The following is a 22,823-nucleotide window of genomic DNA, read 5'->3' as shown; positions in this document are numbered from 1 at the left end:
CTTGGCAATATTTTTCTTTTATTGGCGTTATACGCTGACAACGTCAACGGGTTGGTCTCTAATCACTTCCGAAATGCCTTTGGGCAACTTGCCGTCAACCACTAGGGTAACATCCACAGGCAGTGGTTTCATCGCAACCTGCCCCACCACATCAAATTTGCTGCTGTCCGCCAATAGGAACGGGCGCTGCGACCGCTCTATCATCATGTGTCGCAGGTTTGCGCCTTCCAGCGAAAAATCGGTGAACAAGGTCCGAGCACTGATCCCACCAACTCCGATCAGTGCAAATTCTGCATTGTATCGGGAAAGGTGGTCCAGTGTGTCCAAACCCATTGTAGCATTCTCCGAAAAATCTAACCGCCCGCCCAGCAAGGTGACCTTTTCTGCCGCTGCCGCAATTACCGAAGCTATGGTTAAATCATTAGTATAAATCGTTAAATATTGATGATTGGTCGCCAAGGCTTTCGCTGCCGCGAGTGTCGTCGAGCCGCTATCAATGATCACACTCGCACCATCCGGGATTATGCTGGCTACGTAATTGCCAATACGCTCTTTGCCTGCTCGATTGGTTTGAGTGCGATCGACCATCGGGGGTTCGTGTGTACGTACACTGGTCGCTCCACCGCGTACCTGATTGAGCTTTTTTGCCTGCGCCAGTTGCTCGATATCCTTACGAACAGTTTCCCGCGATACGCCGAGTCGTTCAGTCAAGGCTCGGATAGAAACCGCAGGTTGACGCGAAACTTCTTCGAGGATTATTGCATGTCGTTCAGATGGAAGCATCGGTTGATCTTCAGGGTCAGAGTTGCACAATCATGCCAAATTTTGCAAAATAGGTCCAGCCCGGTTCGCAGCAGATTTTTTGTAGCGCCGGCCTTGTTGGAAGAACTTGCCTTGAAGTCGGCAGAGCGCTTTGGTGGCTTAACGTCAGGAGCAAACGATCACTCTTCATGTGTTTCAAAACTAGTCCCCAAATCATACGTCTTGCCGCAGCTTCTAAACTATTTTTTCTGATTTGTGTCTCTTGCTCGACAGTCTCAGTCCTCCGTTTCTCAATCATATCGGTGGTCCAAATCAAATGAGGCACCCCACACCACAACTCAACTAACTGTTTCGGCTGCGGGCACCTCATAAATTAACCGCTTGGCTAGCGTCGGCCTCACCCAAGCTACCATCGGCGCCTTTCAGGTGAAACTCATCGCTTCAGCCTACTAGGTAAGTCTCAATCCTCTTTTCTTAGCCGATCTGCCATCTCAGAAAATCCGCGCAGTTCGGCGTGTTCGAGTGGCGTAGTTCCGTTTCGATCGGCAATCGATCGGTCAGCACCCGCTGCCAACAACGCATCCAGAACTGCAAGATGATCCGAGCCGCCGTCACCAAGCACAACGGCTTCAATAACCGCTGTCCAGTGCAGATTGTTCACATGGTCCAGAGGCGCGCCAGCGGCGATTAGCCGTCGGACAATCTCTACATGACCGAGATGTGCGGCCGCTATGAGAGCCGTTCCGTCATAAGGGCTGGTTGTTAGGCCGGGATTGTTGCCTAACTCGATTGCGAGCGTCATCAATTCTGGGTCGTTTGCAACGGCCGCAATAGTGACCACGTCGTAAGCCTGACCCTCAAGCGCGTTCATGTCGGCGCCAGCCTCAGCGAGTGCGCGCAACGCCGCGTCCTCTGAAGCAAAGGCTGCCACATGGGCTGGCGTGCGGCCTCGAGGGTCCCGCGCGTTGACGTTTGCGCCCGCCGCAACGAGCTGCCGGATCATTTCTTGGTTGCCGGTGTGAGCGGCTGTGAAGAGCCCGTCGTAATTCGCGACTTCACCAACCGAAGGTGGTGTCTGCGCCGTGCCCGCATTGGCAGCGAGACCAGTCACAAACGCAAATAGAAAAAGACGAAGCATGGCCTATCCCTTTACTCAAATACTGGTGAAAGTCTCCGGGCTCGCAGACCTTTTATCAAGAAATAGCTGCAACGTGCACCAACGACTGCGCGGGGCAGCATAGTCAAAACCTACTGGACGTAGGGATCGGGCCAATTGCAAAAGTGAGTACGAAAGCCCCCTGTCCGCCTCAACCCAAGTTCACCGGACAAGACCATCGAGAGTTTGCTAGGCTAAATTTTCTAGCCCGGGATAACGCCAGATTTGCATCGCACCCAGTACAGGATGTTGAAAAGGTGCCGCGAACTCAGCACCCAGGCGTCGAGCCAGAGCAAATGACCGTAGATTGTCTTCTAGGATTAATCTGATTGCTGTCGTCCAGCCGAGGGCTGAATATGCAAACTTACGAGCTGCAAGCGAGGCTTCGAAAACGATGCTCTTACCCTCGCCGCCTTCGAAAACAGACCAAGCTATATCTGGCTCGGGCCACCGCTCAGGAAACCACAATCCTACAACCCCGAAAGGCTCATCAGAGACGCCGTCAGCCACGATCCAACGACCAAATCCGCGCAAAACCCAAAGACCAAAAAGTTCACCAAATTGAGTATGGCCTCCGAGCGTGAGAACAGACACCTACGGTCAACTGTCTAGCCCCCATTTTCTGGGCCATTGATTTGGGTTTTCTCTATTAAGGTTTCTGGAACCGGCGGACGCATGCAGCGTGCCTGAAGCGGGCGGCAGTCGAGGAGGAAATTCTTACCTTGCTTTTTTTACATTGAAGCAGGGCGTCCGATTTGGGGCTCGATGCGGCCGTTCACCAGAATTCAGTGAATGTCTACTTAGCGGACAAACCGGACCTCCCTATTATTGCCAGAGTCTACTGCGATGGATCGGCTGAATCATTGGCGATTGGCGTTGAATCTTGAATACAATTGATGACAGATCTTTAAACATGTCCGACAAAGCAAGGACGTGGCTTGAAGCACTCAAACCAACTACATTTCCCAATGAACTCACAGAGAGTTACCCGGATGGCCCGATTTTTGAGGGACTAGATGTTGATGGGACATGTGAATTCCTGCAGCGATGTGTCGCCTTTGAGAGCAGATATCACATCAATGACGACGAAATGGACGGGGTCAATTTGACCATCGAGTTCGAATTAGGAACGATGAGAAGTGAGCAGGTGGAACTTTCTTTTTCATTGTCACATCCGCAACATGAAGGTTCTATCTCCTTTTCCCTCAGCATAGTTAAAGACAAACAATCAAGCTTTCTCGTCTTTGGCGACGACACATTCAGACAGATGAATTGACTTCATTGCACAGGTCCGCTCTGGGCTCGATGCGGTCATTGACTGCACTCGGCATGAGCGGCTGCTTCGCCGGAAATGCAGACCTCCGGTTTTTACCTGATTATTACAATCCTTGCATGACGCACGTTGCGCTCAACTAAAGAGATCATTGACCGATAGGCCAATCGAACTTCAATATGATCATGCGCTGGCTCCGTCGCAAACGACATTGAAAATATGGGCGGAGGATTGGCCAGAGAACGACTGGGAGGGGCGCATGACTGCCAATGTGGAGACCCTTTTCACCGAAAGCGACGGGCTATCCATCGCCTATCAAATTTGGGGCGATGGGCCGCGCAATCTTGTGTTGGTCCCCGGAATGATTTCGCATCTGGAAGCGTCCATGGAAAATCCGGGCTATATCCAGTGGATGACAGCTCTCAGCTCGGTGGGAAGATTGGTTACCTTCGACAAGCGCGGCAACGGCATGTCAGACCGTATTCAGGGGACACCAACCCTTGAAGAGCGCGTCATGGATATAGAGGCTGTGATGGATGTCACTGAAATGACCTCAGCCACGGTCATTGCTTTCTCCGAGGGCGCTTCACTTGCCTGTGTCTATGCCGCGATGCGCCCCGAGCGCGTCGAACGTCTGGCTTTGTGCGGCGGGTACGCTCAAGGCCGTCTTACTCGCGGTTACCTGACCCCTGAAAGCCTTAAAATCGCGTTGAAACAGTTCCGAGAGAATTGGGGGAAGCTCTATAAACCTCACCCATTTTCGGCTTTTGGCCCAAGTGAGGACGATGCTGAAGCTCAGGAAGCATGGGCGCATTTCCAAAGGATGAGCGCAACCCCTATTACAGTCGCCAACCTGTTCGAATTGGCTGCCCGGATAGATATCCGGGAATTGCTGCCTTCTATTTCACAACCCACTTTGGTCATACATCGCGAATTTGAAGAACCCAACGGGGCTGATTGCGCCAAGGATTTTCTGCGTTTGATGCCATCCACTGAATACAAATCCATACCCGGCCACGAGCATGTGCCATGGGAAGGCGACGTAGACAGCTATGCGGCTGCAATCGTCGAGTTTGTCACCGGCGAAGCATCGGCGACGATCCAACCCAAGCGCACCCTTGCTACCGTTCTGTTCTCAGATCTCGTCGCGTCCACCTCACAACAAGCACGTATCGGTGATGAGAATTGGCGCGACCTTATGAACCGCCACGATGACGTCTGCGCAAACCAGATCTCTCGACACGGTGGTCATCTGGTGAAATTCACCGGCGACGGCGTGCTGGCGACGTTCAGTTCTCCTACAAGTGCGCTGGCCTGCGCTGGTTCTTTACGTGAAGCATTGTCTGCAATCGACCTTAACGCACGCTTCGGCGCTCACACAGGTGAGATTGAAATTCGCGGCGAGGATATCAGCGGCCTTGGCGTGGTCATAGCCGCTCGGGTGATGGGCCAAGCCCAGGAAGGACAGGTTTTGGCCTCCGATCTCACGCGGCAACTGATGCTTGGTGCGCCGTTCGAGTTTCAAGACTGCGGTGAGCACGAGTTGAAGGGCGTTCCAAATTCTTGGAGACTGCACGCGGTCAGCCCTACGAACTAAACAACTCGGAACGCTGGCATTGCCTACTGGTCTTTACCACGGAATCCGATTGTCGGCTTTGGGCTCGACTCGGTCATCCGAGTGTTTGGCTCAGATGACAGCTATCGGTTTCTGTCACGAGCATAAACAAGCGTGCTCGGAATATGTTTAGTTCTTATGACTCCGCGACGACTGCTATCGACGCATAGTGTCGGTGGACTTTGCACATCGTTTAATTGCTTTAAGACTGCTCTCGGTTTTGCCCTGTCGTTTCGACAGGAGTTCGCAAACTTGCCGTTTCGGATTTGATTTAGAAATGGTTGATCGCGTTTTCCGCGAGAGCGACAATTATTCCTTCATTGGTCGCTCTCACTTTTCCAGTCTTGATGAGCGACGATAGCAGACACGCCAGCAACTTTTTTGGATTTGCCAAGGCCGACACGACACGCAAGTCTTTCCTCATCATGCTCTAATGAGCTCTGTGCCTCATAATTCTCGACAAGAAACGAGAATAACAATCCGCGCTCTTCAAGCGTCAAATCCTGTATTGTTCGGCACATGTCTTGAATTGAAATTTGGGCGAAAACCATTTGTCCAGCCAGGGAGGCTCCATACAAGATTGGCTGACCGTGTGCTCAGGAGCGTCCACCGTGAGGATATTGGTCAGAAGGTAGAAAAAGCGGCGGAAGATATATAGCCGCTCGCAAGCGTTGGTGGCCGGTTGGTTACCGCTTGGTTTTAGCTTCAGCGATGACGGCAAGGATTTCAGAGCGAGGCCACCGAGAAGATCCACCAAGCTTGATTGGCTTGGGGACCGACCCATCCGCGATGCGGAGCAGAAGCTCGGCACGCTGGCTGCAAGCAGCTCTGCGGCCTCCGCCACCTTCAGTATCCATTTGCCGTTTCCGTTGAACAAGAGAAGATAACGACGTTCCTGATTCATGCAGTGGCCCGTTTTACGACGGTATCAATGTTGCCGAAGAGATGGGACGCCCAGCGCTCCAGCAATACCCAACGTTGGTCCAGGAAGTCGGTTCGACGATAGGCGCGTTCGACGTAGCTGCCCACCACGTGGCCGAGCATGATATCTGCAATTTCATGACGTGCATCGGTCGCCTCCGCCAACCACACGCGGAGACTTGAACGAAATCCATGCGGACGGGCGCTCATGCCACGACGCTCCATCAATCGCGACATCGTGGCGTCCGAGATCACCCCTTTCCGAATACTCGGAAACAGATAGTCGTCGCGCGTTTCCAAGAACATGTAGCGCTTCATTCGAAAGCGGAACACACAACTCAGTGGTAGCGCCCTCCCGCCCTTTCATCTATTCCGCCGGAATTGTCCAAACATCACCGTCGAACTGCACTTCCTTCAAGTACCGTATTGGCCGTGAACGTTCCCCGGTCAAAATTAGAAGTTTCAGAGCAAGGTGGGTGACTATACTGCGTCCAAGCTTTTGTAGAACTCGGGCACTTCACTCTAGGCAAGCGACGGAATGTTGGTGGTGGTCTTGCGCGGTTTGCCAAGCAAGGCACGCGCCTTTTTAGGAGCCTGCAAATCAACATCAATGCCCAGCGCGGCTGCATGCTCCAGACAAATAGATGTCCGTGTCAACGCCTTTCGAGCAGTCTCGGCTTTCTCATACCAGGCAGGCGCAATGCAATCCCGCAGAGCGATCTGAGTAATTTCAGCAACTGGCGCATTACCAAGTCTTGGTATGACGTGTAACTCCAGCGGGATAAACCAATGGCCCGCTTTTCTACCACCCCGCAACTCAAACTTCCGCGCTTCAAACGCATCGCGAGCGACGTCTCTAAACAGATGCAAGTTGCGCTGCCAATCGTCGAGATCAAAGGAAAGCGAATGAACAGATAAAAATTATGTTTTTTAGACATTTATTATCTGCGTGAGATGTTTTGAGACGACCACATGTAGGGTTTCAATGCCCTCCAGCAGCACCATCCCCCAGCAATGATGAATAGAACCGCATTTGGCGCGAGCTCAGCGGTGTAGATATTCAAAAATACCCATCTGTACAGGTTTGACAGAATCTAAAGTCGGTGTTTACCTGACCCCAGAGCGCAGGAGATAAGCCGAATTTCCCAGCATTATCAGCGTTCTGAAGTACCGTTCCCGGTGCGTCCAAGCCAGACTTGAAACCTGGAGATTTATTGATGGAATTAATCACTGAACAGCTTCGCGCCTATCCGATTATGGCGCTTTTTCTGTGTTTGGGGCTTGGCTACGGGGTTGGTAAGTTCCGGGTTGGCAAGTTTGAACTTGGCGGCATTGCCGGAACTCTGCTGGTTGCGGTTTTCGTGGGGCAGATCGGCGGCATCAACCTCAGCACCGATGTACAAAACGTGTTCTTTTCATTGTTTATTTTCATGGTCGGCTACAATGGTGGGCCTCAGTTTTTCGCGGCACTGAATCGAACGGCCCTGACTAAACTACTGGCCGCATTCATGATGACGCTTTGGGGACTGTTCTTCGTCATCGTTGTTGCCAGGTGGGCCGGGCTCGACAAGGGTTTAGCAGCCGGACTCGCCGCCGGTGGTCTGACGCAATCAGCCATTATCGGAACCGCCGGAAACGCCATAGACCTGCTGGGGCTGGCTGCGGATGAAGCGCAGAAACTGAAAACCAACATCGCCGTTGGATATTCGGTCACTTACATCTTTGGCTCGATTGGGCCGATTCTGGCTGTCAGCATCATTCCGATCATCATGCGAGTCGATCTGCGGCAAGAGGCGATCAAACTGGCGCGAAAACTAAGCGGTGGTGGCCGTAAGCTGGAAGAAGGCGAGTTTCTTCCTATGAACCGCTTCGATGCCCGCGCCTATCGAGTGAATGACGAGGCGTGCATAGCTGGGCAGTCAGTGAAGGACATCGAGGGCGTCTATGACGGCGATCTGGTGGTTGAACGGTTGCTGCATGATGGTGCAGCAGTTGATCCAACACCCGAGACGGTGATCAGCGCGGGCGATATAATCGTTGTTTCTGGCTTGGTTGCCACGCTGACCCAATTTGAGGGTACAGCCAGCGGGGAGGTGGGAGAATACCCACCCGAACTGACCATCGTGGAAGAGCGCCGCAATGTTGTCGTCACCAATCTTAAGCTGGCCGGTAAGACTCTGGCGGAAATACGTGAAGCCCTAACTGCGGATCAGCGTCGGGGAGTTCATATCTCCAAAATCACCCGTATGGGTCATGAAATTCCGGTGCTTCATAACACCGAGATTCACGCGGGTGATGAAGTCAGCATCGTTGGTCACAAGGACGATCTGAACCGTGTGGCGAAACAGGCGGGATATGTGCCACCCGCCGCGTCGGTCACAAATTTCATCGCCTTGGGAATCGGCGTGGCCATTGGTTATCTGATCGGTGAAATCAGCTTTGTCATTGCCGGCACCAAGGTAGCGCTGGGATCTGGGCTTGGGTGCCTGGTAACCGGTTTGATCATCGGCTACCTGCGAATTCGACGCCCCAAGATCGGCGGGATCAATCGCGGTGCCGCGAATTTCCTCCAGAGCTTTGGGTTGGCCGTTTTTGTCGGCGTTGTCGGTCTAAATGCCGGGCAACCTGCGTTGCAGGCGATTCAGGAATACGGCATCACGCTGCTGCTGCTGGGGATCGTAGTCACTCTGATGCCGATGATTGTGCAGTTCCCGATCAACTATTTCGCCCTGCGCATCCAGAACCCTGTCGAAGCCTGCGCAGTAGTGACCGGGTCCCGGTCGGGCAATCCGGGATTTGCGACGCTGCTGGAAAAGGCGGGCAATTCGACCCCGACCCCAGCGTTCACTATGACCTATGCGGTGGCCAACATCTTCCTAACACTCTGGGGGCCGTTGGTCGTGGCCTTCGTGCCGTAAGTTACATCAACAGGATCACAATGACCGAGCCCCACAGGGCCAGCAGCACATTGCCGACTGCGTAGCCCAGGCCGTAACCCAGTGTGGGAACCTGGCTTTGCGCAGATTCCTGAACTGCGGCCAGACCTGGGGCTGAGGTTCCCGCTCCACAGCAGGTGCCCGCCAGAACGCCTTCGTTTATGCCAAACACTTTGCGGCCGATGTAAACCGCTGTGCCGTGAGACAAAAGCACGATTACGACCGACCCTAGAATAAGAGAGGGGCCGCTTTCGAGCACACCGGTCACAAAGCTGGGCCCTGACGTGATCCCCACACAGGCCACAAAAACGCACAGGCCGAGGGAATCGAATATCCAAAGCGTCGCCTCTGGCACAAAGCCGAAGGTTCGGTGCGCTGAGCGCAGCCATCCGGCCACCAAACCGCCCAGCAGCACACCGACCGAGGTGCCCAGCCCCAGCTCGATCGCCCCGTATTTCAATGCCGGAATACCGATCAGGCCGCCCAGAAGGATGAAAAAGGCCACGAATACCATGTCGGTCTTGCTGGTTTCGCGATCCAGATAACCAATTGTGGCTGCCGCATCCTCAACGTGGCTGCGGGTGCCGGACACGGTCAGCACATCGCCCTTGTGAAGGGTCACACCGCGAAAAATCGGCAGCCGCTCGCCGCTGCGCATGATCCCGCGCAGGTAGATGGTGCGTGCCTCGGGTCTGGCCGAAAGCTCGACCAGTGTTTGATTGACCACCTCTCGGTTAGTGACAACGATATCATTGGTCTGGACCGGAAGATCGAGCAGTTCCGGATCCTCGACCTCTTCGCCCAGCATGCCGGTATGGTCGATCAGGTAGGACCGCAGACCCGCAATGGCGGCAATGTCGCCCTCTTGCAGAACCATATCGCGTGAGGTGGGCAGGATTTTGTCTCCGCGTCGTACCCGATCGAAAAAGGCACGCACATGTTTGGGCACACGGGCTTCTAGTTCGGATATTCTATGACCCGCAAATTCTGGATTAATGCGATAGGCACGGGCTTCGAAATCGCGATGCTCGGACACCATCGGGGCGCCGTTACTATCCAGTTCAGCCTCATACTCAGCGCAGGCCTCTTTCAGGGATCGCCCGTAAAACCGGGGGGCCAGTTGCGTGTGGAAAAAGATCGTGGCGATGACGCCCACGAAATAGGCCACCGCAAATCCGGTCGCGATTTCACCGTCAAAAATCTGCTGTGCGGCTTCATCGGCACCGGTTTTTGCGAAGGCGTCGATGGCCACACCCAACGTCGCGCTTTCGGTGACACCGCCCGCCAACAGCCCCGCGGCGATGCCAACGGAAAGCCCCATGAGAGGAGCAAGCAACGCGGCAACCACCAAGGCCACCACGCACAGCAGTACGGTAATCGCGATCTGCGGCAACGCCCCAAAGTTCAGAGACCGAAAAAACTGCGGGCCGGTGCGATACCCGATGGAAAACAGAAACAGCAGGAAAAAGGCTTGTTTCAAGTCATCCGACACCACAACACCGGTCTGGCCCACTAGGACACCGGCCAGAAGGCAGCCCGCCACCGACCCGACGGTGAAAGACCCGATGGTGATCTTGCCCAGCGTATAACCAAGGGCGAGGCTGCAAAACAGGGCCAACGCAGGATGATGACCAAAGATCGACCCGATCAATTCCATTGTCAGCCCCCTTGCTTATCCGTGCAGCGGCAACCCTTTAGACGCGCGATAGGCCTGCACATACCCCGTGGCCACCGCGCGCACCGCGCGCCCGATCTGTCGGTACGCACTGTCGTCCAGATTGGCGAAAGACACGCGCGCCGACCAGTTCGGCGCGTCAAAACCCGACCCGTTCAGCAGAACGATCCCGTGATCCTGCGCTAGCTTGAACGAGATATCCAAGGGATGAACGTTCTCTTTGATCCAGTCCACCACCTCTTCACCGACATATTTTCGCAGCCAGAATTCAAAGTCGATGATACCGTAGTACTTGTCGAAAAGCGGGTTGTCGGGCACTTCGATACCCATGCCCTCGACCAGTTCGTCAAAGCGGTGCTTCAGAATACCCCAGCAGAAGTGCTGATAGCCCTTTTCGTCGTCCATCAGTTCAACCAATGAGAATAGCGTCATCATCACCTGCTGCGGCAGCGACAGACCGGCTGTGTGGTTCAGTGCAACATCGCGGCTGTCCGCCACGATCCGGTCGATGAACTTGAACGAAGACGGATCTGGTGTCAGCGTTTCGTACCGTGCGTTGACGACGGTCTTGGTCTCCGAGGGGGCTTCGGCGATCATCCTGTCGAAGATGTTGTTTTCAGCCACCAGAATTGCGCCCAGACGCCAGCCGGTGCAGCCGAAATATTTCGAATAGGAATAAACCCCGATGGTGTTTTCGGGCAGATGGCCCATTACCGACTGAAAATTCGGGACAAAGGTGCCATAGACATCATCTGTCAGGATGATCAGGTCCGGGCGCCGGGTTTTGACGAATTCGACCAGACGGGCCATGACCTCGGGGCTGATCGCGACCGAAGACGGGTTGCCTGGATTGACCAGAAACAGAGCCTTTACCTTCGGGTCCGCCAATTGTTCGAGATCGTCATCGGTCAGCTGGAAATGATCCTCCTCTTCCGAGGACACATCGACCACATTCAACCCGTAATCTTCCAGCACGGGCATTTCCAGATAGGGTGTGAAGATCGGCGTGCCCAACGCGATGGTGTCACCGGCGTTCAGCAGCCGCTGGTTCTTGAGCGCCTTGAAAATATAGCACATGGCGGCGGTACCGCCCTCGACTGCGTAGATGTCAAATTTCGCATTGGGACGGTGCCCCGAACACATCGCCCACATCACGTATTCATGGACGATGGCCTCGTTATGCGCCATGCACCGATCCGGCATCGGATAGTGATCACCCACAATACCGTCGGTCAGCTCCAGCACGAAATCATCCGGGGTAAAGCCGAATTTCTCAATCGCATAGTCGACAACAGCGACCAGCGTGTCCGCACCAGGGGGTCCGTTCTTCTCAATCGAATCCGCGCAATAAGCCTTGAGTCGGTCGTAACAGCCAGGACCTTGCGGCATCCCGGCCAGACCGACCTGCGGTTCATTGCGGTGCCGTTGCGCTTCGGTCATCGCAAACTGACCCAGCAGAAAAAACGCCTCGCGCGCTTTGGTTGCAATCCAGTTGGGATTGCCACGCCCCGCATTCAGATAGGGCAAAGCCATCTGGCGAGATTCTTTCTGAGCCAGCTTGATAAGCTCGTCTTTGATCTGGAAAGGACTTAAATTTTCAAATTTGTGCAGGTCCAGTGTTTCTGGCATGACTTCAAACCCTTGGCTAAATCAATCGGAAGAATTCTTCCGGATCGTACGCAAGGAAATGTGTCTGTGTAAACTGTGCCGCCCGCACCTGACGTAGGGTAAACCTCTGTCGGGGCGATCAGTTGATCCGTGCCGAAGCGGCCAGCGCACCAACCAGCGCGTTTTGGATTTCGTTCGGAAACGCCCGACCTTTTTCATGCAGCCCGGCAGCGACCCAGCCAACCGTGTGCCCACGGCTACCAATATCATTGGCTCGCGCCAGCGTCGGAGATGTGCGTTCAGTGCTGACCAAAGCCATCGACCGTTCGATTTCACTTTCGGTCAGCACCATTTTGACCGCGCTGAAAATGTCGACCGAAACCTGCAATGTCTGATGCTCAAACCGGTGGGCAGCATCTGTCAACAAGCGTGTGCAAAATGCCGAAAGAAAGTACCAGCGAAAAATCGAAAAGACCCGATCCTGCAATTCACCATGCACACTGGCAGGTGCGACCCCGGCAATCCGTTCAAATGCGGCTTCGGCGGCCTTTGATGCTTGGCAAATCTGCTGCTCGCGTTTTGCGATTGAAATCACGCGTGGCGCGAATTCAACTGCGGCTTCTTGGGCTTCCTGATTCATGTGCGTCCTCCGGCGATAACACCTGATGAGGACATGGAAACTCTGATAGCGTTTCCGTTGCGATTTAATGCCATTTTTTCAGAATTGTTCTCCAAATTGGCAGAAAATAAATATCTCAAACCGCCTTTTACCACAAACATAATGACCTTCAATGCCCCAATGTTTAAGCATCGTGTGGACTTTCGGCGCACCCGAAATGCGGCATGCGCCGCGTTTGACGCCACAATGTACACATAACTGACACGAACTTGTAAAACTTATGCCCATTTCTGCATTTATGAATACTCAATCCTGCTAAACAGTTCATCAGTTTTTCTTTAACGAGGGGGTACGAGCGGGACCAAGGGGGTGAGCGCCTGACCAGCCGGGCTCGCCTACGGACAGAGCAGCTCCCCCCGCCGCTGTCAGCTAATCTATCTTGCTTTTCTGCGCATGCGGTGTGACGCCAAAGCTCGACCGATACACGCGTGAGAAATGGCCCGGACTTTCAAAGCCGCAGGCCATCGCAACCTCGGTCACGGATGCCTCGGTTTGTAACAACAGCTTCTGCGCGCGCTCAAGGCGCAATTCCATGAAGTATTTCTTGGGTGACGTATTGAGGTATTTGCCGAACAACCTCTCAAGCTGGCGGGTCGAAATTCCAAGATCCTCGGCTATCTGTGACGGAGAGACCGGAGCTTCGATACAGTCCCGCATGATGTGAATCGCCTTGGCCAGATGGGCGTTGCGCATGCCGTTGCGCGATTGCAGCGAAACGCGCTGTTTGGCGGTGGCATTGCGCACGGCATTGTAGACCATCTGATCGGCTACGGCGATTGCCAGTTCTTCGCCGTGGTCACGCCCGATCAGGTGCAGCATCAGATCAGCCGTTGCCGTACCCCCTGAGGCGGTGATGTGCTTTTCGTCAGCCACAAAGACACTGCGCACAAGATTCACTTCGGGGAACGCCTCCATGAACGCGTCGTGGTATTCCCAGTGAATCGCGGCTTGCATGCCATCTAGAAAGCCGGCCTCGGCCAGCAACCAAGCGCCGGAACAGAGTGCACCGATGGCCGTACCCCGCGCCCTTTCGCGCCGCAAGGTCGCAAGCAAGCGGCGCGAGGCATGGTCGCGCATGTGGATACCAGACAACACAAACAACTGGTCCGTTTTGGAAAGCTCATCCAGCCCCCCGTGCATCAAAGTGACCGACCCGTTCGAACACACGGCCTGTTCGCCATGTTCCGACAGAAACGTCCACTCATACAGCGTCTTGCCACTGACCAGATTCGCGATCCGCAGCGGCTCGACCGCGCAGGAAAAGGCGAGATGAGAGAATTCCTCGATCAGAATGAAGGTGATGTGGCGCGGCTGGCCCATTTTCTATTCCATTTCCTACGGCGTCTTGCGCCTGAGTCTCAGTCGCTGGATATGCTGCACGATTTTTTTATGTATACAAGTTGTATTTTTTTAGAATACAGAAGAGGTGTGCGCGAGGTCAGCACGATTCGCCTCGGCACACCACAGGAGAGACCGGATGAAAGACGACGCCAAATCCCGCAAAGCCGAGTTGATGGAGCACCTAAAGGTCTCGATCCTGACCCTGCGCCTGCAACCGGGTGCTGATCTGGATGAGGCCCATTTGTCGAACGCGTTCGGCCTGTCCCGCACGCCATTGCGCGAGGTGTTCCGGCATTTGGCGGGCGAAGGGTATCTGGACCTGCGCACCAACCGCAGCGCTCGGGTATCCGAGATGTCTTACACCACGCTGCGCGATTTCTTTCTGGCCGCACCGATGGTCTACGGTGCGATTCTTAGGCTGGCGGCAGTGAACGCAACGCGACCACAGATTGATGCCCTGAAAGAGGCGCAGCAGGCGTTTAAAGCAGCGCTGCGGTCGGGATCGCCCGAAGATCGGGCGCTGGCCAACAACCGCTTTCATGACGTGACCGGAGAGATGTCAGGCAATGTCTATCTGCTGCCTTCGTTCAACCGGCTTTTGATCGACCACGCTCGTATCGGCATGACCTTTTACCGGCCACAAACGGCCGAGATGAGCCAAAACCTGTCGGTGGCCAGCGACCAGCATGATGCCATCATCGCCGCAATCGAGACAAACGATGAGGCGACTGCTGCGCGGCTGGCCGTGGACCATTGGAACCTGTCACGCGATCAGATCGAACTGTTCGTAATTCCTGACGCGCTGGATGTCCCGCTGGGCACTCCGCCACTTTCGAAACCTGCATGAGGACTGAATGAATCCGATATTCAGATTTGAGGGGATCTATACCCCTGTTGTCACGCCCCATCATGATGATGGCAGCGTGAATTGGGACGCGCTGGCGCAGGTCATCGACTACCTGATCGAAAACGGCGTGCATGGGCTGATCTCGGGCGGTTCGACCGGCGAGAACTATGCCCAAACCGTCGAGGAGCGGTTGGAACTGGCGCGGTTTACGAAGGAGCGTTTGAAAGGCCGCTTGCCTCTGGTGGTTGGCACCGGTGCGATGCTGACACCGGATTCCGTCGCGCTGGCCAAAGGTGCCCGAGAATTGGGTGCCGATGCCATCCTGCTGGCCAGCCCGCCCTATTCGGTGCCCACCGACCGGGAAAACGCTCTGAACGCGCTGGCCATCGACAAGGCCGCCGATCTGCCGGTGATGCTGTACAACTATCCCCACCGCACCGGCACGATGATGGGTAAAGAATTCCTCGACCGCGTGGGCCGCAGCCGGAATTTCTGCGGCATTAAGGAAAGCTCGGGCGATATCAATCGGGTGCATCTGCTGGCGCGGGACTATCCGCATATCCAGCTGGGCTGTGGAATGGACGATCAAGCGCTGGAATTCTTCGCCTGGGGCGCACCGTTTTGGGTCTGCGGTGGGTCGAACTTTCTGCCGGCGGAACACGTAGCCCTTTACAATGCCTGCGTGATCGAAGGGGATTTCACCAAGGGCCGACGCATCATGTCTGCGATGATGCCGCTGATGCGCGTGCTGGAACAGGGCGGCAAGTTCATCCAGACCATCAAGCACGGCGTGACGATGAACGGGATCGACGCGGGCGCAATGCGGCCTCCGCTGAGGGGGCTGAACAAAGACGATAAGCGCGCGCTGGAACAGGTAACGCGTGTGCTGAAAAAGACAATCGCTGACATCGTGGCTGAAGGGTAAGAAATATGGATCTGCTGACACAGGACGAATACAAATCCATCGCCGCGGGCCTGACCCTGCCGACCGGAGCTTTCATCGACGGCGCATTCCGTCCGGCGATCTCGGGCGAGACTTTTACTACCGTGAACCCGGCTACAGGCGACAAACTGGCCGAGATCGCGGCCTGCGGCGCGGCGGACGTGGACTTTGCCGTCGAAAAGGCGCGCGAGGCGTTTGACGACGGCCGCTGGTCGAAACTGCACCCGTCCGAGCGCAAGGATGTACTGATCCGGCTGTGCAAACTGATGACTCGCAACGCGCACGAACTGGCCGTGATGGAGAGCATCGACAGCGGCAAAACCATTTTTGACTGCGAAACCGTGGACGTGCCGGAAACCATCCATTGTCTGAAGTGGCACGCTGAGGCGATTGACAAGATCTACGATCAGATCAGCCCCGCCAGCGATGACCACATCGCGATGGTGGTGCGCGAACCGATCGGCGTTGTCGGTCTGGTTCTACCGTGGAACTTCCCTCTGCTGATGCTGGCATGGAAGATCGGACCTGCGCTGGCGGCGGGCTGTTCAGTCGTGGTGAAACCCGCTGCGGAAACCACCCTGACTGCGCTGCGATTGGCCGAACTGGCAATGGAAGCTGGCCTGCCGCGCGGCGTGTTGAACATCGTGCCCGGCGGAGGGGCCGAAGTGGGCGAGCCCATTGGGCGGCACATGGATATAGACATGGTCTCGTTCACCGGCTCGACCGTGACCGGCAAGCGGTTCCTCACCTATTCCGCCGAAAGCAACGCCAAGGAAGTGGTGCTGGAAATGGGTGGCAAGAACCCGGCCATCGTGATGGACGACGCAGAAAACCTCGACCGTGTGGCCGCGCATGTGGTCAATGGTGCTTTCTGGAATATGGGTGAGAATTGTTCGGCCTCGTCGCGGCTGATCGTCCATAGCGACGTGAAGGCCGACCTTCTGGAGCGTATCGCCCATCACGCCAAACAGTGGAACATCGGCGACCCGCTGGACCCCGAAACCCGCATGGGTGCACTGGTCAGCGCAGGCCATTTCGCCAAGGTCTGCAGCTATCTGGATCAGGCCGAGAATGTGGTGATCGGCGGCAAAGCAAACAAGGGTTTTGTCGAGGCGACAGTGGTGGAAGTACCCGGCAACGATGCCACGCTGGCGCGCGAGGAGATCTTTGGCCCCGTTCTGTCGGTAATCGAGGTCTCGGGCTTTGACGAAGCGATCAAGATCGCCAACGACACAGACTATGGTCTCTGCGCCTCGATCTTCACCGCCAACGCCAAACGCGCCATTCGCGGCGCGCGAGCGATCCGGGCGGGCACTGTAACGGTGAACAGTTTTGGCGAAGGTGACATCACCACACCCTTTGGTGGCTATAAACAGTCTGGCTTTGGCGGGCGCGACAACTCGGTCCACGCACATGACCAGTACACCCAGCTAAAGACCATCTGGATCGATCTGGCCGATGATGCGGATGAGGCCGTCGATTGAGCCGGTACGAAGCTAAACGCCTGCCCCGGCAGACGGGTGCGGCGGGCTGGAACGCCATCCTGCCGCCTCAGTCGCCTCTGCCAACGCTCGAGCAGGACCTGACCGTCGACATCGCAATTGTGGGCGGTGGGTTTGCCGGATTGACCACGGCACGTCGGCTGCATCAACTGGACCCGTCTCTGAAGATTGCCATTCTGGAAGCGGGTCGCTTTGCCGAGGGGTCAGCCGGGCGAAATTCGGGCTTCATGATCGATCTGCCACATGATCTGGCTTCGGACAATTATGCAGGCGATGCGTTAGAGGCGGATCGCGCCACCATTGCACTGAACAGACAAGCAATTGGCTTTGCGACTGAGGTAGCCGCTGACTGCGCATTGCCGCAGGAGATGTTCGATCCTTGCGGCAAGTTTAACGCTGCCGCGACAAAAGCAGGCGACGCGCATAACCGCGAGTTTGCTGAACATCTGACGAAGCTAGGTGAGCCTTACACCCTATACGACCGCCAGCAGATGCAGGAAATTACCGGCAGTCCGCATTATACCTCGGGGCTGTACGCACCGGGGACAGTGATGATTCAACCTGCGGCCTATATCCGGGCATTGTCGGCGCGATTGGCCGGACAGATCAACGTGTTTGAAAACTCACCTGTGACCAGCTTTCAAAAGCAAGGCGCGGGCTGGCTTGTCAGCACGCCAAAGGCCAATGTCAGCACTGCGCGGGTTGTTCTGACCAACAACGGTCACTTGGAAAGCTTTGGGTTCTACCAAAGACAGTTGATGCACATTTGTCTCTATGCCTCTATCTCGGCCCCGCTGACTGAGGCACAGATTAAGACGTTGGGTGGGCAGCCACGCTGGTCGGTGACGCCGGCCAATCCAATGGGTACTTCTGTGCGCCGCATCTCGGGCAGCTGCGGGGATCGCATATTGATCCGCACAGGTTCCAGTTTTCACCCGTCAATCGAGACCACCCGGATGCGGCTCCGCAATGCGGGGTGGGTGCATGACCGTAAATTTTCCGAGCGGTTTCCCCATCTGTCGGATGTCCGGATGGAGCACCGCTGGGCCGGGATGCTGTGCCTCAGCCGCAATGGATCAGCTGCGTTTGGCAAACTGGATGACGGTGTTTATTCCGCCTGCTGTCAGAACGGATTGGGCATCGCGCGGGGAACGCTGCAGGGCATGGGCGTGGCTGAATTGATGCTGGAAGGCGGATCTGAGATCGCTGATCACTTTCAGGCACAACCAGAACTGCCACGCCTGCCGCCTGAACCCTTTGCGTCGCTAGGCGCGAATTCCTACCTGATCTGGAAGGAATGGCGCTCGGGGAAAGAATAGGGGCTTAACTGTCAGGGAAGGCTGAGTTTCGCCATCCGTCCGCCGTCCACCGTATAGGTTTGGCCGGTGATAAATGCAGCGTCTTCCGAGGCCAGAAACGCGACCAGCGCGGCGACTTCTTCAGGCCGCCCGGTTCGGCCAACGGGATGAATTCTAGCTATGTCGCGGCGAAAGGCGGCGGGGTCGGGCATCGAGTCGATGAAATCAACGTTCAGGTCCGTGTCGATCCAACCCGGCGCAACCGCATTGCAGCGTATACCTTCGCCTCCGTGGTCCACGGCAACCGCACGAGTCAAACCATGCAGCCCCGCTTTTGACGCGGAATAGGATGCGTGACCGGGGTTGCTGCCCAAACCTTCAATGGACCCTACGTTGACAATGCTGCCTTTGATTTCGCGCAGATACGGCAGCGCAGCTTTGATAATAAGAAACGGGGCCGTCAGGTTTACCGTCAGGGTGTGTTGCCAGGCATCCAGGCTCATCTCTTCGACCGAGGATTCCTGCATCACACCCGCATTGTTAACCAGAATATCCAACCGCCCTGCCCGGCTGATAACCTGATCGACAACGGCTTGTGGACTGTCAGTATTGCCGAAATCGGCCTCGATCCCTTCAAATTCAAAATCTTCGCCGCGTTGGGCTGTGAAAACGCGCGCGCCGTCATCATGCAACCGCTGTGCGATGGCGCGACCGATACCGCTGCGCCCACCGGTAACAAGGGCGGTTTTACCTTCAAACTTCATGAGACAGGCTTGCCTCCATTCACTTCCAACAACGCTCCGCACACATACCGCGACGCGTCCGAGGCAAGGAACATGATCACGTCCGCAATGTCCTCGGGTTCAGCAATGCGGCCCAGAGGAACAGTCTGGCCCAACTCAGCCACGGCGGTATCCGGGTCGAACCCGCGCTTGGCAAATCCCGAGCGTAGCATCGGCGTGTTCACCTCATTCGGACAGACGGCATTGATCCGAATGCCATGATGCGCGTGATCCATTCCCATGCACTGTGTCAGCGAGGCTATTGCCGCCTTGGTCATGCAATAAACCGCATGGTTCGGCCCTGGCCGCAAACCCCAACAAGACGCGGTGTTGACGATTGCACCTCCGCCGCGTGCGGCCATGATTGGAACTGCCGCGCGGCAGATGCGGAACGGGGCCTCGACATTCACTCCCAACGACAGCGCCCAGTCCTGATCCGTAGTCTCAGTCACCGCCCCGCGCGAGATGACACCGGCGTTGTTGATCACGATATCCAAACTGCCCAGCGCCTCAGCGGCCCTCTGAGGAAGCGAGTCCGCATATGACGTATCCAAAAGATCGCCGGGCAGGTACGCCTGTGCTTCAACCCCTTCAACCGAACGATCCGCAACGGCAACACGGGCGCCAGCCTGTTGTAGACGTTGCACAAGCGTGGCGCCAATCCCGCCTGCGGCACCAGTGACCAGCGCTGTTTTTCCTTCAAAGTCCATCTTCTGTCCTATCAAAACGAGGCCACCGGCGCACCAATCCGAGTTTCGTCGGGCTCGATGCCCAGTCCCGGGCCGGTTGGAACCTTGATATGGCCCCCTTCGATCCTGATACCGTTTGTGGCATCGTAGTTCCCTTCGATATACGGCGCAGCCAGCCAGACGCCTTCCAGCAGATCAGGCCGAACCGTTGCGCCAATATGGGTGCAGGCCGCCGCGATGATATCTCCGCCCCAACTGTCGTCGCAGGTGTGGGGCAGATTGCGTGCCTCACATAGATCACGAAACGTACGCATTGGATGCAACCCGCCGATGCGGGTGACTTTCATGCCGAACCCGTCCACCAGACCAGTGCCCGCAGCAGAAATGACGGCGTTCAAGCTGGTGCTGCTTTCGTCCATGTAGATTGGGTGCCGCACCTGTGGCCGGATCTTTTGCAGGTCTTCGACCGTGTTGCAGGGCTGCTCCATCACAAATGGGATTTCCGGGCATTCCCGGCTGACCCGCAGCGCGTCTCGGGTTGTCCAGCCTCGGTTTCCATCCACTGCAAGGCGCATGCCCGAACCGCGCGTCACCTCCCAAACCTTGCATATTGTCTCAATATCTAGTTCAACCGGCCGCCCTCCGACCTTGATCTGCAAACGTGGGTAGCCTTCCGCCAGCTTCTCCGCCGCCAGCCGGGCAATGTCATCCGGATCACCGACGCCGGTTGCATAGTATGACGGCACCTTGTCGGTCGCGGCCCCGCCCAGCAGATCGGAAACACTGACGCCAAATTGCTTGCCCAGCAAGTCATGCGCGGCAATATCGATGGCCGCCTTGGCAGAGGCGTGCCCGTTAAGCAGGCCATCCATGCGGCGATGCAGGGAAAGCGGCAAAACCTCTGCCCCGATCAGATCGGGGGCCATCAAAGACAACGCCGCCCGGGCACCGGTTGCATGGGCCTCGGCATAAGTTGGACCCACCGGGCAGGTTTCACCCCAGCCAATCTGTCCATTGTCCGCGACCAGTTTGACCAAAGTAGAGTCCAGGGACCAAACCTGGGCCCGTGCCATAGTGTACGGGCCGTTCCGAACCGGGAGCTCATGGCTGTAGATGTGAATTTCAGCGATTTTCACAGTGTTGTTCCGTCTTGCCTGAGGTGAAAAAACCCGCCCGATAATCCGGGCGGGTAAGTTACGGGGAAATCTAATCAAAAACTCTGGTTCAATTCGTCCGCGGCTGGAATTTCTCGTTCCCGCCGGGCCATGTAGTCCAGCAAAGCTTCGTTCTTTGCTTCGTCCAGCTTGGGTTCCTCGTATTCCGCCAGCAATGAGCGGGCGCGGTTCAAGGCCCGTTCGGTAATCTCTACCCCACCTTCGGCCTGCCATTGCTCGATTGAGTTGTTATCGAACAATTCGGGCATAAAGAACGCATTTTGGAAATTGTCCTGCGTGTGCGGGTGACCCAGATAATGCCCGCCGGGACCGACATCCGGCACCGCTGCGATGGCTTGATCGAAGTCGTGCCATTTTGGCCCTTCAGCCATGCGGTAAGCCATGGCGCATTGTTCGGCATCGACGATGAATTTGGCGACCGAACAGTGCATTCCGGCCTCGTTCCAACCCGCGCTGTGCCAGATGTAGTTGGCCCCGGCATGTATCACCGCCTGTAATGTCGTGGCGGATTCATAGCCGGCCTGCGCGTCGAATGTCTTGGCTCCGCCCAACGTGTTCGAGGTGCGCCACGGCACACCATAGTGCCGCGCCATCTGACCGATCATGAAGTTCATCAGGCTGATCTCGGGCGTACCCGCCATCGGCGCACCGGATTTCATCGAAACGGTCGACAAGTAGTGCCCATAAATCGCAGGCGCGCCTTTGCGAATGACCTGTGTGTAGGCCAGCGCGCTCAGCGCCTCGGCATTCAGCTGTGCCACTGTGGCCGGGACACTCGCAGGTGTATTGGCCCCTCCCAACACAAACGGAGAGCACAAGACCGGCTGATTGCGGCGGCAAAAGGCCCGCATCGCGCCCAGCATGGTTTCGTCCCAGACCAGAGGTGAGTTGCCATTGCAATTGCCGGTGGTGACCGGGTGATCCTCAAGAAAGTCTTCCCCGAACAGGATCGCGCACATATCCATGACGTCTTCGGCATTCTTGGGTGACGTGGTCATACCCATGAACGTCTTGTCCGAATGCTTCATCGACGAATAGGTGATCCGAAGATGCCGCTGGCTGATCGGGTGATCGTATGGTTCAACGATATGGTGTGCGCTGGAATGCAGCGCTGGCATCATGTGGCTGAGCTTGTGGAACATCGCCAGATCGTTCAACGTCGGGTTCCGGCGCACATCATCCAGATCCCGTAGGAACGGCGCACCGGTCATCGGCACGAAAATCGAGTGCCGTCCCCCTAGTCTCACGTTCTTTTTCGGATCCCGGGCATGATAGGTGAAATCGCTGGGAATGGTCGCGATCAACTCGCGGACCAGCCCACGGTCCAGATAGACCAGTTCACCTTCAACCTTGGCTCCGACCCTTTTCCAGTCTTCCAGCGCGATGGGATCACGGAACTGGACGCCGACATTTTCCAGAATATCCATCGAGGCATTGTCGATGCGTTCAACCTGGCTGCCGTCCATCACCTCGCACAAGGGGATGCCTCGGGTCAGGCCGGGCAGCATTTCAAAGTTTGGCGCTGTGCGCATCGCCCGACGGGCCGAGCGTCCGCCCGAACGGGTCGCAGTTCGGATATTCATTGAGCAATCCTCCAATCTTATCTGACAGATTGAGGGAT

22 protein-coding genes are annotated in these 22,823 nt (G+C 56.1%); 7 read left to right on the top strand and 15 right to left on the bottom strand.

The features are described 5' to 3' along the window. Window positions 1-27: 27 nt before the first annotated feature. The 4 genes from ACR0IY_RS18050 to ACR0IY_RS18035 all read right to left on the bottom strand — a co-directional run bounded on the left by ACR0IY_RS18050 (window position 28) and on the right by ACR0IY_RS18035 (window position 2,512). On the bottom strand, window positions 28-783 hold the full coding sequence (locus tag ACR0IY_RS18050; protein ID WP_480675752.1) for a DeoR/GlpR family DNA-binding transcription regulator: 756 nt from the start codon (window positions 781-783) through the stop codon (window positions 28-30). Between the two features lie 16 nt (window positions 784-799). After that, on the bottom strand, window positions 800-1,060 hold the full coding sequence (locus ACR0IY_RS18045; RefSeq protein ID WP_480675750.1) for a hypothetical protein: 261 nt from the start codon (window positions 1,058-1,060) through the stop codon (window positions 800-802). Window positions 1,061-1,222: 162 nt separating this feature from the next. Continuing rightward, a complete protein-coding gene (locus ACR0IY_RS18040) occupies window positions 1,223-1,900 on the bottom strand; it encodes an ankyrin repeat domain-containing protein (protein WP_480675748.1) in 678 nt (225 codons plus the stop codon). Between the two features lie 207 nt (window positions 1,901-2,107). Beyond that, window positions 2,108-2,512 (bottom strand): GNAT family N-acetyltransferase, encoded by a 405-nt coding sequence (locus ACR0IY_RS18035; RefSeq protein WP_480675746.1) that lies wholly within the window; start codon window positions 2,510-2,512, stop codon window positions 2,108-2,110. A gap of 319 nt (window positions 2,513-2,831) precedes the next feature. Here ACR0IY_RS18035 and ACR0IY_RS18030 point away from each other — a divergent pair, with 319 nt between their 5' ends. Then, complete coding sequence (locus tag ACR0IY_RS18030; protein WP_480675744.1) at window positions 2,832-3,194, top strand: hypothetical protein; 363 nt, start codon at window positions 2,832-2,834, stop codon at window positions 3,192-3,194. Between the two features lie 256 nt (window positions 3,195-3,450). Then, window positions 3,451-4,788, top strand: coding sequence for an alpha/beta fold hydrolase (locus ACR0IY_RS18025; protein WP_480675742.1), 1,338 nt, complete (start codon window positions 3,451-3,453; stop codon window positions 4,786-4,788). 514 nt (window positions 4,789-5,302) lie between these two features. Here ACR0IY_RS18025 and ACR0IY_RS18020 read toward each other — a convergent pair. The 3 genes from ACR0IY_RS18020 to ACR0IY_RS18010 all read right to left on the bottom strand — a co-directional run bounded on the left by ACR0IY_RS18020 (window position 5,303) and on the right by ACR0IY_RS18010 (window position 6,597). Then, window positions 5,303-5,710, bottom strand: a complete 408-nt coding sequence (locus tag ACR0IY_RS18020; protein ID WP_480675740.1) for a hypothetical protein — start codon at window positions 5,708-5,710, stop codon at window positions 5,303-5,305. Next, window positions 5,707-6,033 (bottom strand): hypothetical protein, encoded by a 327-nt coding sequence (locus ACR0IY_RS18015; protein WP_480675738.1) that lies wholly within the window; start codon window positions 6,031-6,033, stop codon window positions 5,707-5,709. The genes ACR0IY_RS18020 and ACR0IY_RS18015 overlap by 4 nt, the downstream gene beginning before the upstream one ends. 216 nt (window positions 6,034-6,249) lie before the next feature. Continuing rightward, the gene (locus tag ACR0IY_RS18010; RefSeq protein ID WP_480675736.1) at window positions 6,250-6,597 is read right to left on the bottom strand and encodes a phage integrase central domain-containing protein; all 348 of its coding nucleotides are present in this window, start codon (window positions 6,595-6,597) and stop codon (window positions 6,250-6,252) included. A 347-nt stretch (window positions 6,598-6,944) separates the two neighbouring features. Here ACR0IY_RS18010 and aspT point away from each other — a divergent pair, with 347 nt between their 5' ends. Beyond that, window positions 6,945-8,645, top strand: a complete 1,701-nt coding sequence (aspT, locus tag ACR0IY_RS18005) for an aspartate-alanine antiporter (protein WP_480675735.1) — start codon at window positions 6,945-6,947, stop codon at window positions 8,643-8,645. 1 nt (window position 8,646) lies between these two features. Here aspT and ACR0IY_RS18000 read toward each other — a convergent pair whose 3' ends face one another. From ACR0IY_RS18000 to ACR0IY_RS17985, 4 genes are all read right to left on the bottom strand, one after another. After that, complete coding sequence (locus tag ACR0IY_RS18000; protein ID WP_480675733.1) at window positions 8,647-10,320, bottom strand: aspartate:alanine exchanger family transporter; 1,674 nt, start codon at window positions 10,318-10,320, stop codon at window positions 8,647-8,649. A gap of 15 nt (window positions 10,321-10,335) precedes the next feature. Beyond that, entirely contained in the window at window positions 10,336-11,967 is a 1,632-nt protein-coding gene (locus ACR0IY_RS17995; protein WP_480675731.1) for a bifunctional aspartate transaminase/aspartate 4-decarboxylase, read from the bottom strand. A gap of 118 nt (window positions 11,968-12,085) precedes the next feature. Continuing rightward, window positions 12,086-12,586, bottom strand: a complete 501-nt coding sequence (locus ACR0IY_RS17990) for a hypothetical protein (protein WP_480675730.1) — start codon at window positions 12,584-12,586, stop codon at window positions 12,086-12,088. 408 nt (window positions 12,587-12,994) lie between these two features. Then, on the bottom strand, window positions 12,995-13,945 hold the full coding sequence (locus tag ACR0IY_RS17985; protein ID WP_480675728.1) for a GlxA family transcriptional regulator: 951 nt from the start codon (window positions 13,943-13,945) through the stop codon (window positions 12,995-12,997). Between the two features lie 157 nt (window positions 13,946-14,102). Here ACR0IY_RS17985 and ACR0IY_RS17980 point away from each other — a divergent pair, with 157 nt between their 5' ends. The 4 genes from ACR0IY_RS17980 to ACR0IY_RS17965 are packed head-to-tail and all read left to right on the top strand — an operon-like array spanning window position 14,103 to window position 18,577. Continuing rightward, the gene (locus ACR0IY_RS17980) at window positions 14,103-14,813 is read left to right on the top strand and encodes a GntR family transcriptional regulator (protein ID WP_480675726.1); all 711 of its coding nucleotides are present in this window, start codon (window positions 14,103-14,105) and stop codon (window positions 14,811-14,813) included. A 7-nt stretch (window positions 14,814-14,820) separates the two neighbouring features. Next, the gene (locus ACR0IY_RS17975; protein ID WP_480675724.1) at window positions 14,821-15,738 is read left to right on the top strand and encodes a dihydrodipicolinate synthase family protein; all 918 of its coding nucleotides are present in this window, start codon (window positions 14,821-14,823) and stop codon (window positions 15,736-15,738) included. A 5-nt stretch (window positions 15,739-15,743) separates the two neighbouring features. After that, window positions 15,744-17,240 carry an aldehyde dehydrogenase gene (locus tag ACR0IY_RS17970; RefSeq protein ID WP_480675722.1) on the top strand — a complete coding sequence of 499 codons (1,497 nt, stop codon included), beginning with the start codon at window positions 15,744-15,746 and terminating at the stop codon, window positions 17,238-17,240. Then, a complete protein-coding gene (locus ACR0IY_RS17965) occupies window positions 17,237-18,577 on the top strand; it encodes an NAD(P)/FAD-dependent oxidoreductase (protein WP_480675720.1) in 1,341 nt (446 codons plus the stop codon). The genes ACR0IY_RS17970 and ACR0IY_RS17965 overlap by 4 nt, the downstream gene beginning before the upstream one ends. Before the next feature lie 11 nt (window positions 18,578-18,588). Here ACR0IY_RS17965 and ACR0IY_RS17960 read toward each other — a convergent pair whose 3' ends face one another. From ACR0IY_RS17960 to ACR0IY_RS17945, 4 genes are all read right to left on the bottom strand, one after another. Then, a complete protein-coding gene (locus ACR0IY_RS17960) occupies window positions 18,589-19,320 on the bottom strand; it encodes an SDR family NAD(P)-dependent oxidoreductase (RefSeq protein WP_480675718.1) in 732 nt (243 codons plus the stop codon). Further along, window positions 19,317-20,048: an SDR family NAD(P)-dependent oxidoreductase gene (locus ACR0IY_RS17955; RefSeq protein WP_480675716.1), complete on the bottom strand. Its 732-nt coding sequence runs from the start codon at window positions 20,046-20,048 to the stop codon at window positions 19,317-19,319. Before ACR0IY_RS17955 ends, ACR0IY_RS17960 begins: the two co-directional genes overlap by 4 nt. An 11-nt stretch (window positions 20,049-20,059) precedes the next feature. Beyond that, complete coding sequence (locus tag ACR0IY_RS17950; protein ID WP_480675714.1) at window positions 20,060-21,163, bottom strand: mandelate racemase/muconate lactonizing enzyme family protein; 1,104 nt, start codon at window positions 21,161-21,163, stop codon at window positions 20,060-20,062. Between the two features lie 74 nt (window positions 21,164-21,237). Beyond that, the gene (locus tag ACR0IY_RS17945; protein WP_480675712.1) at window positions 21,238-22,785 is read right to left on the bottom strand and encodes a trimethylamine methyltransferase family protein; all 1,548 of its coding nucleotides are present in this window, start codon (window positions 22,783-22,785) and stop codon (window positions 21,238-21,240) included. Between the last annotated feature and the right edge of the window lie 38 nt (window positions 22,786-22,823).

Source organism: Ruegeria sp. BC1, assembly GCF_056539305.1.
This window is presented reverse-complemented; position numbering and strand designations above follow the sequence as displayed.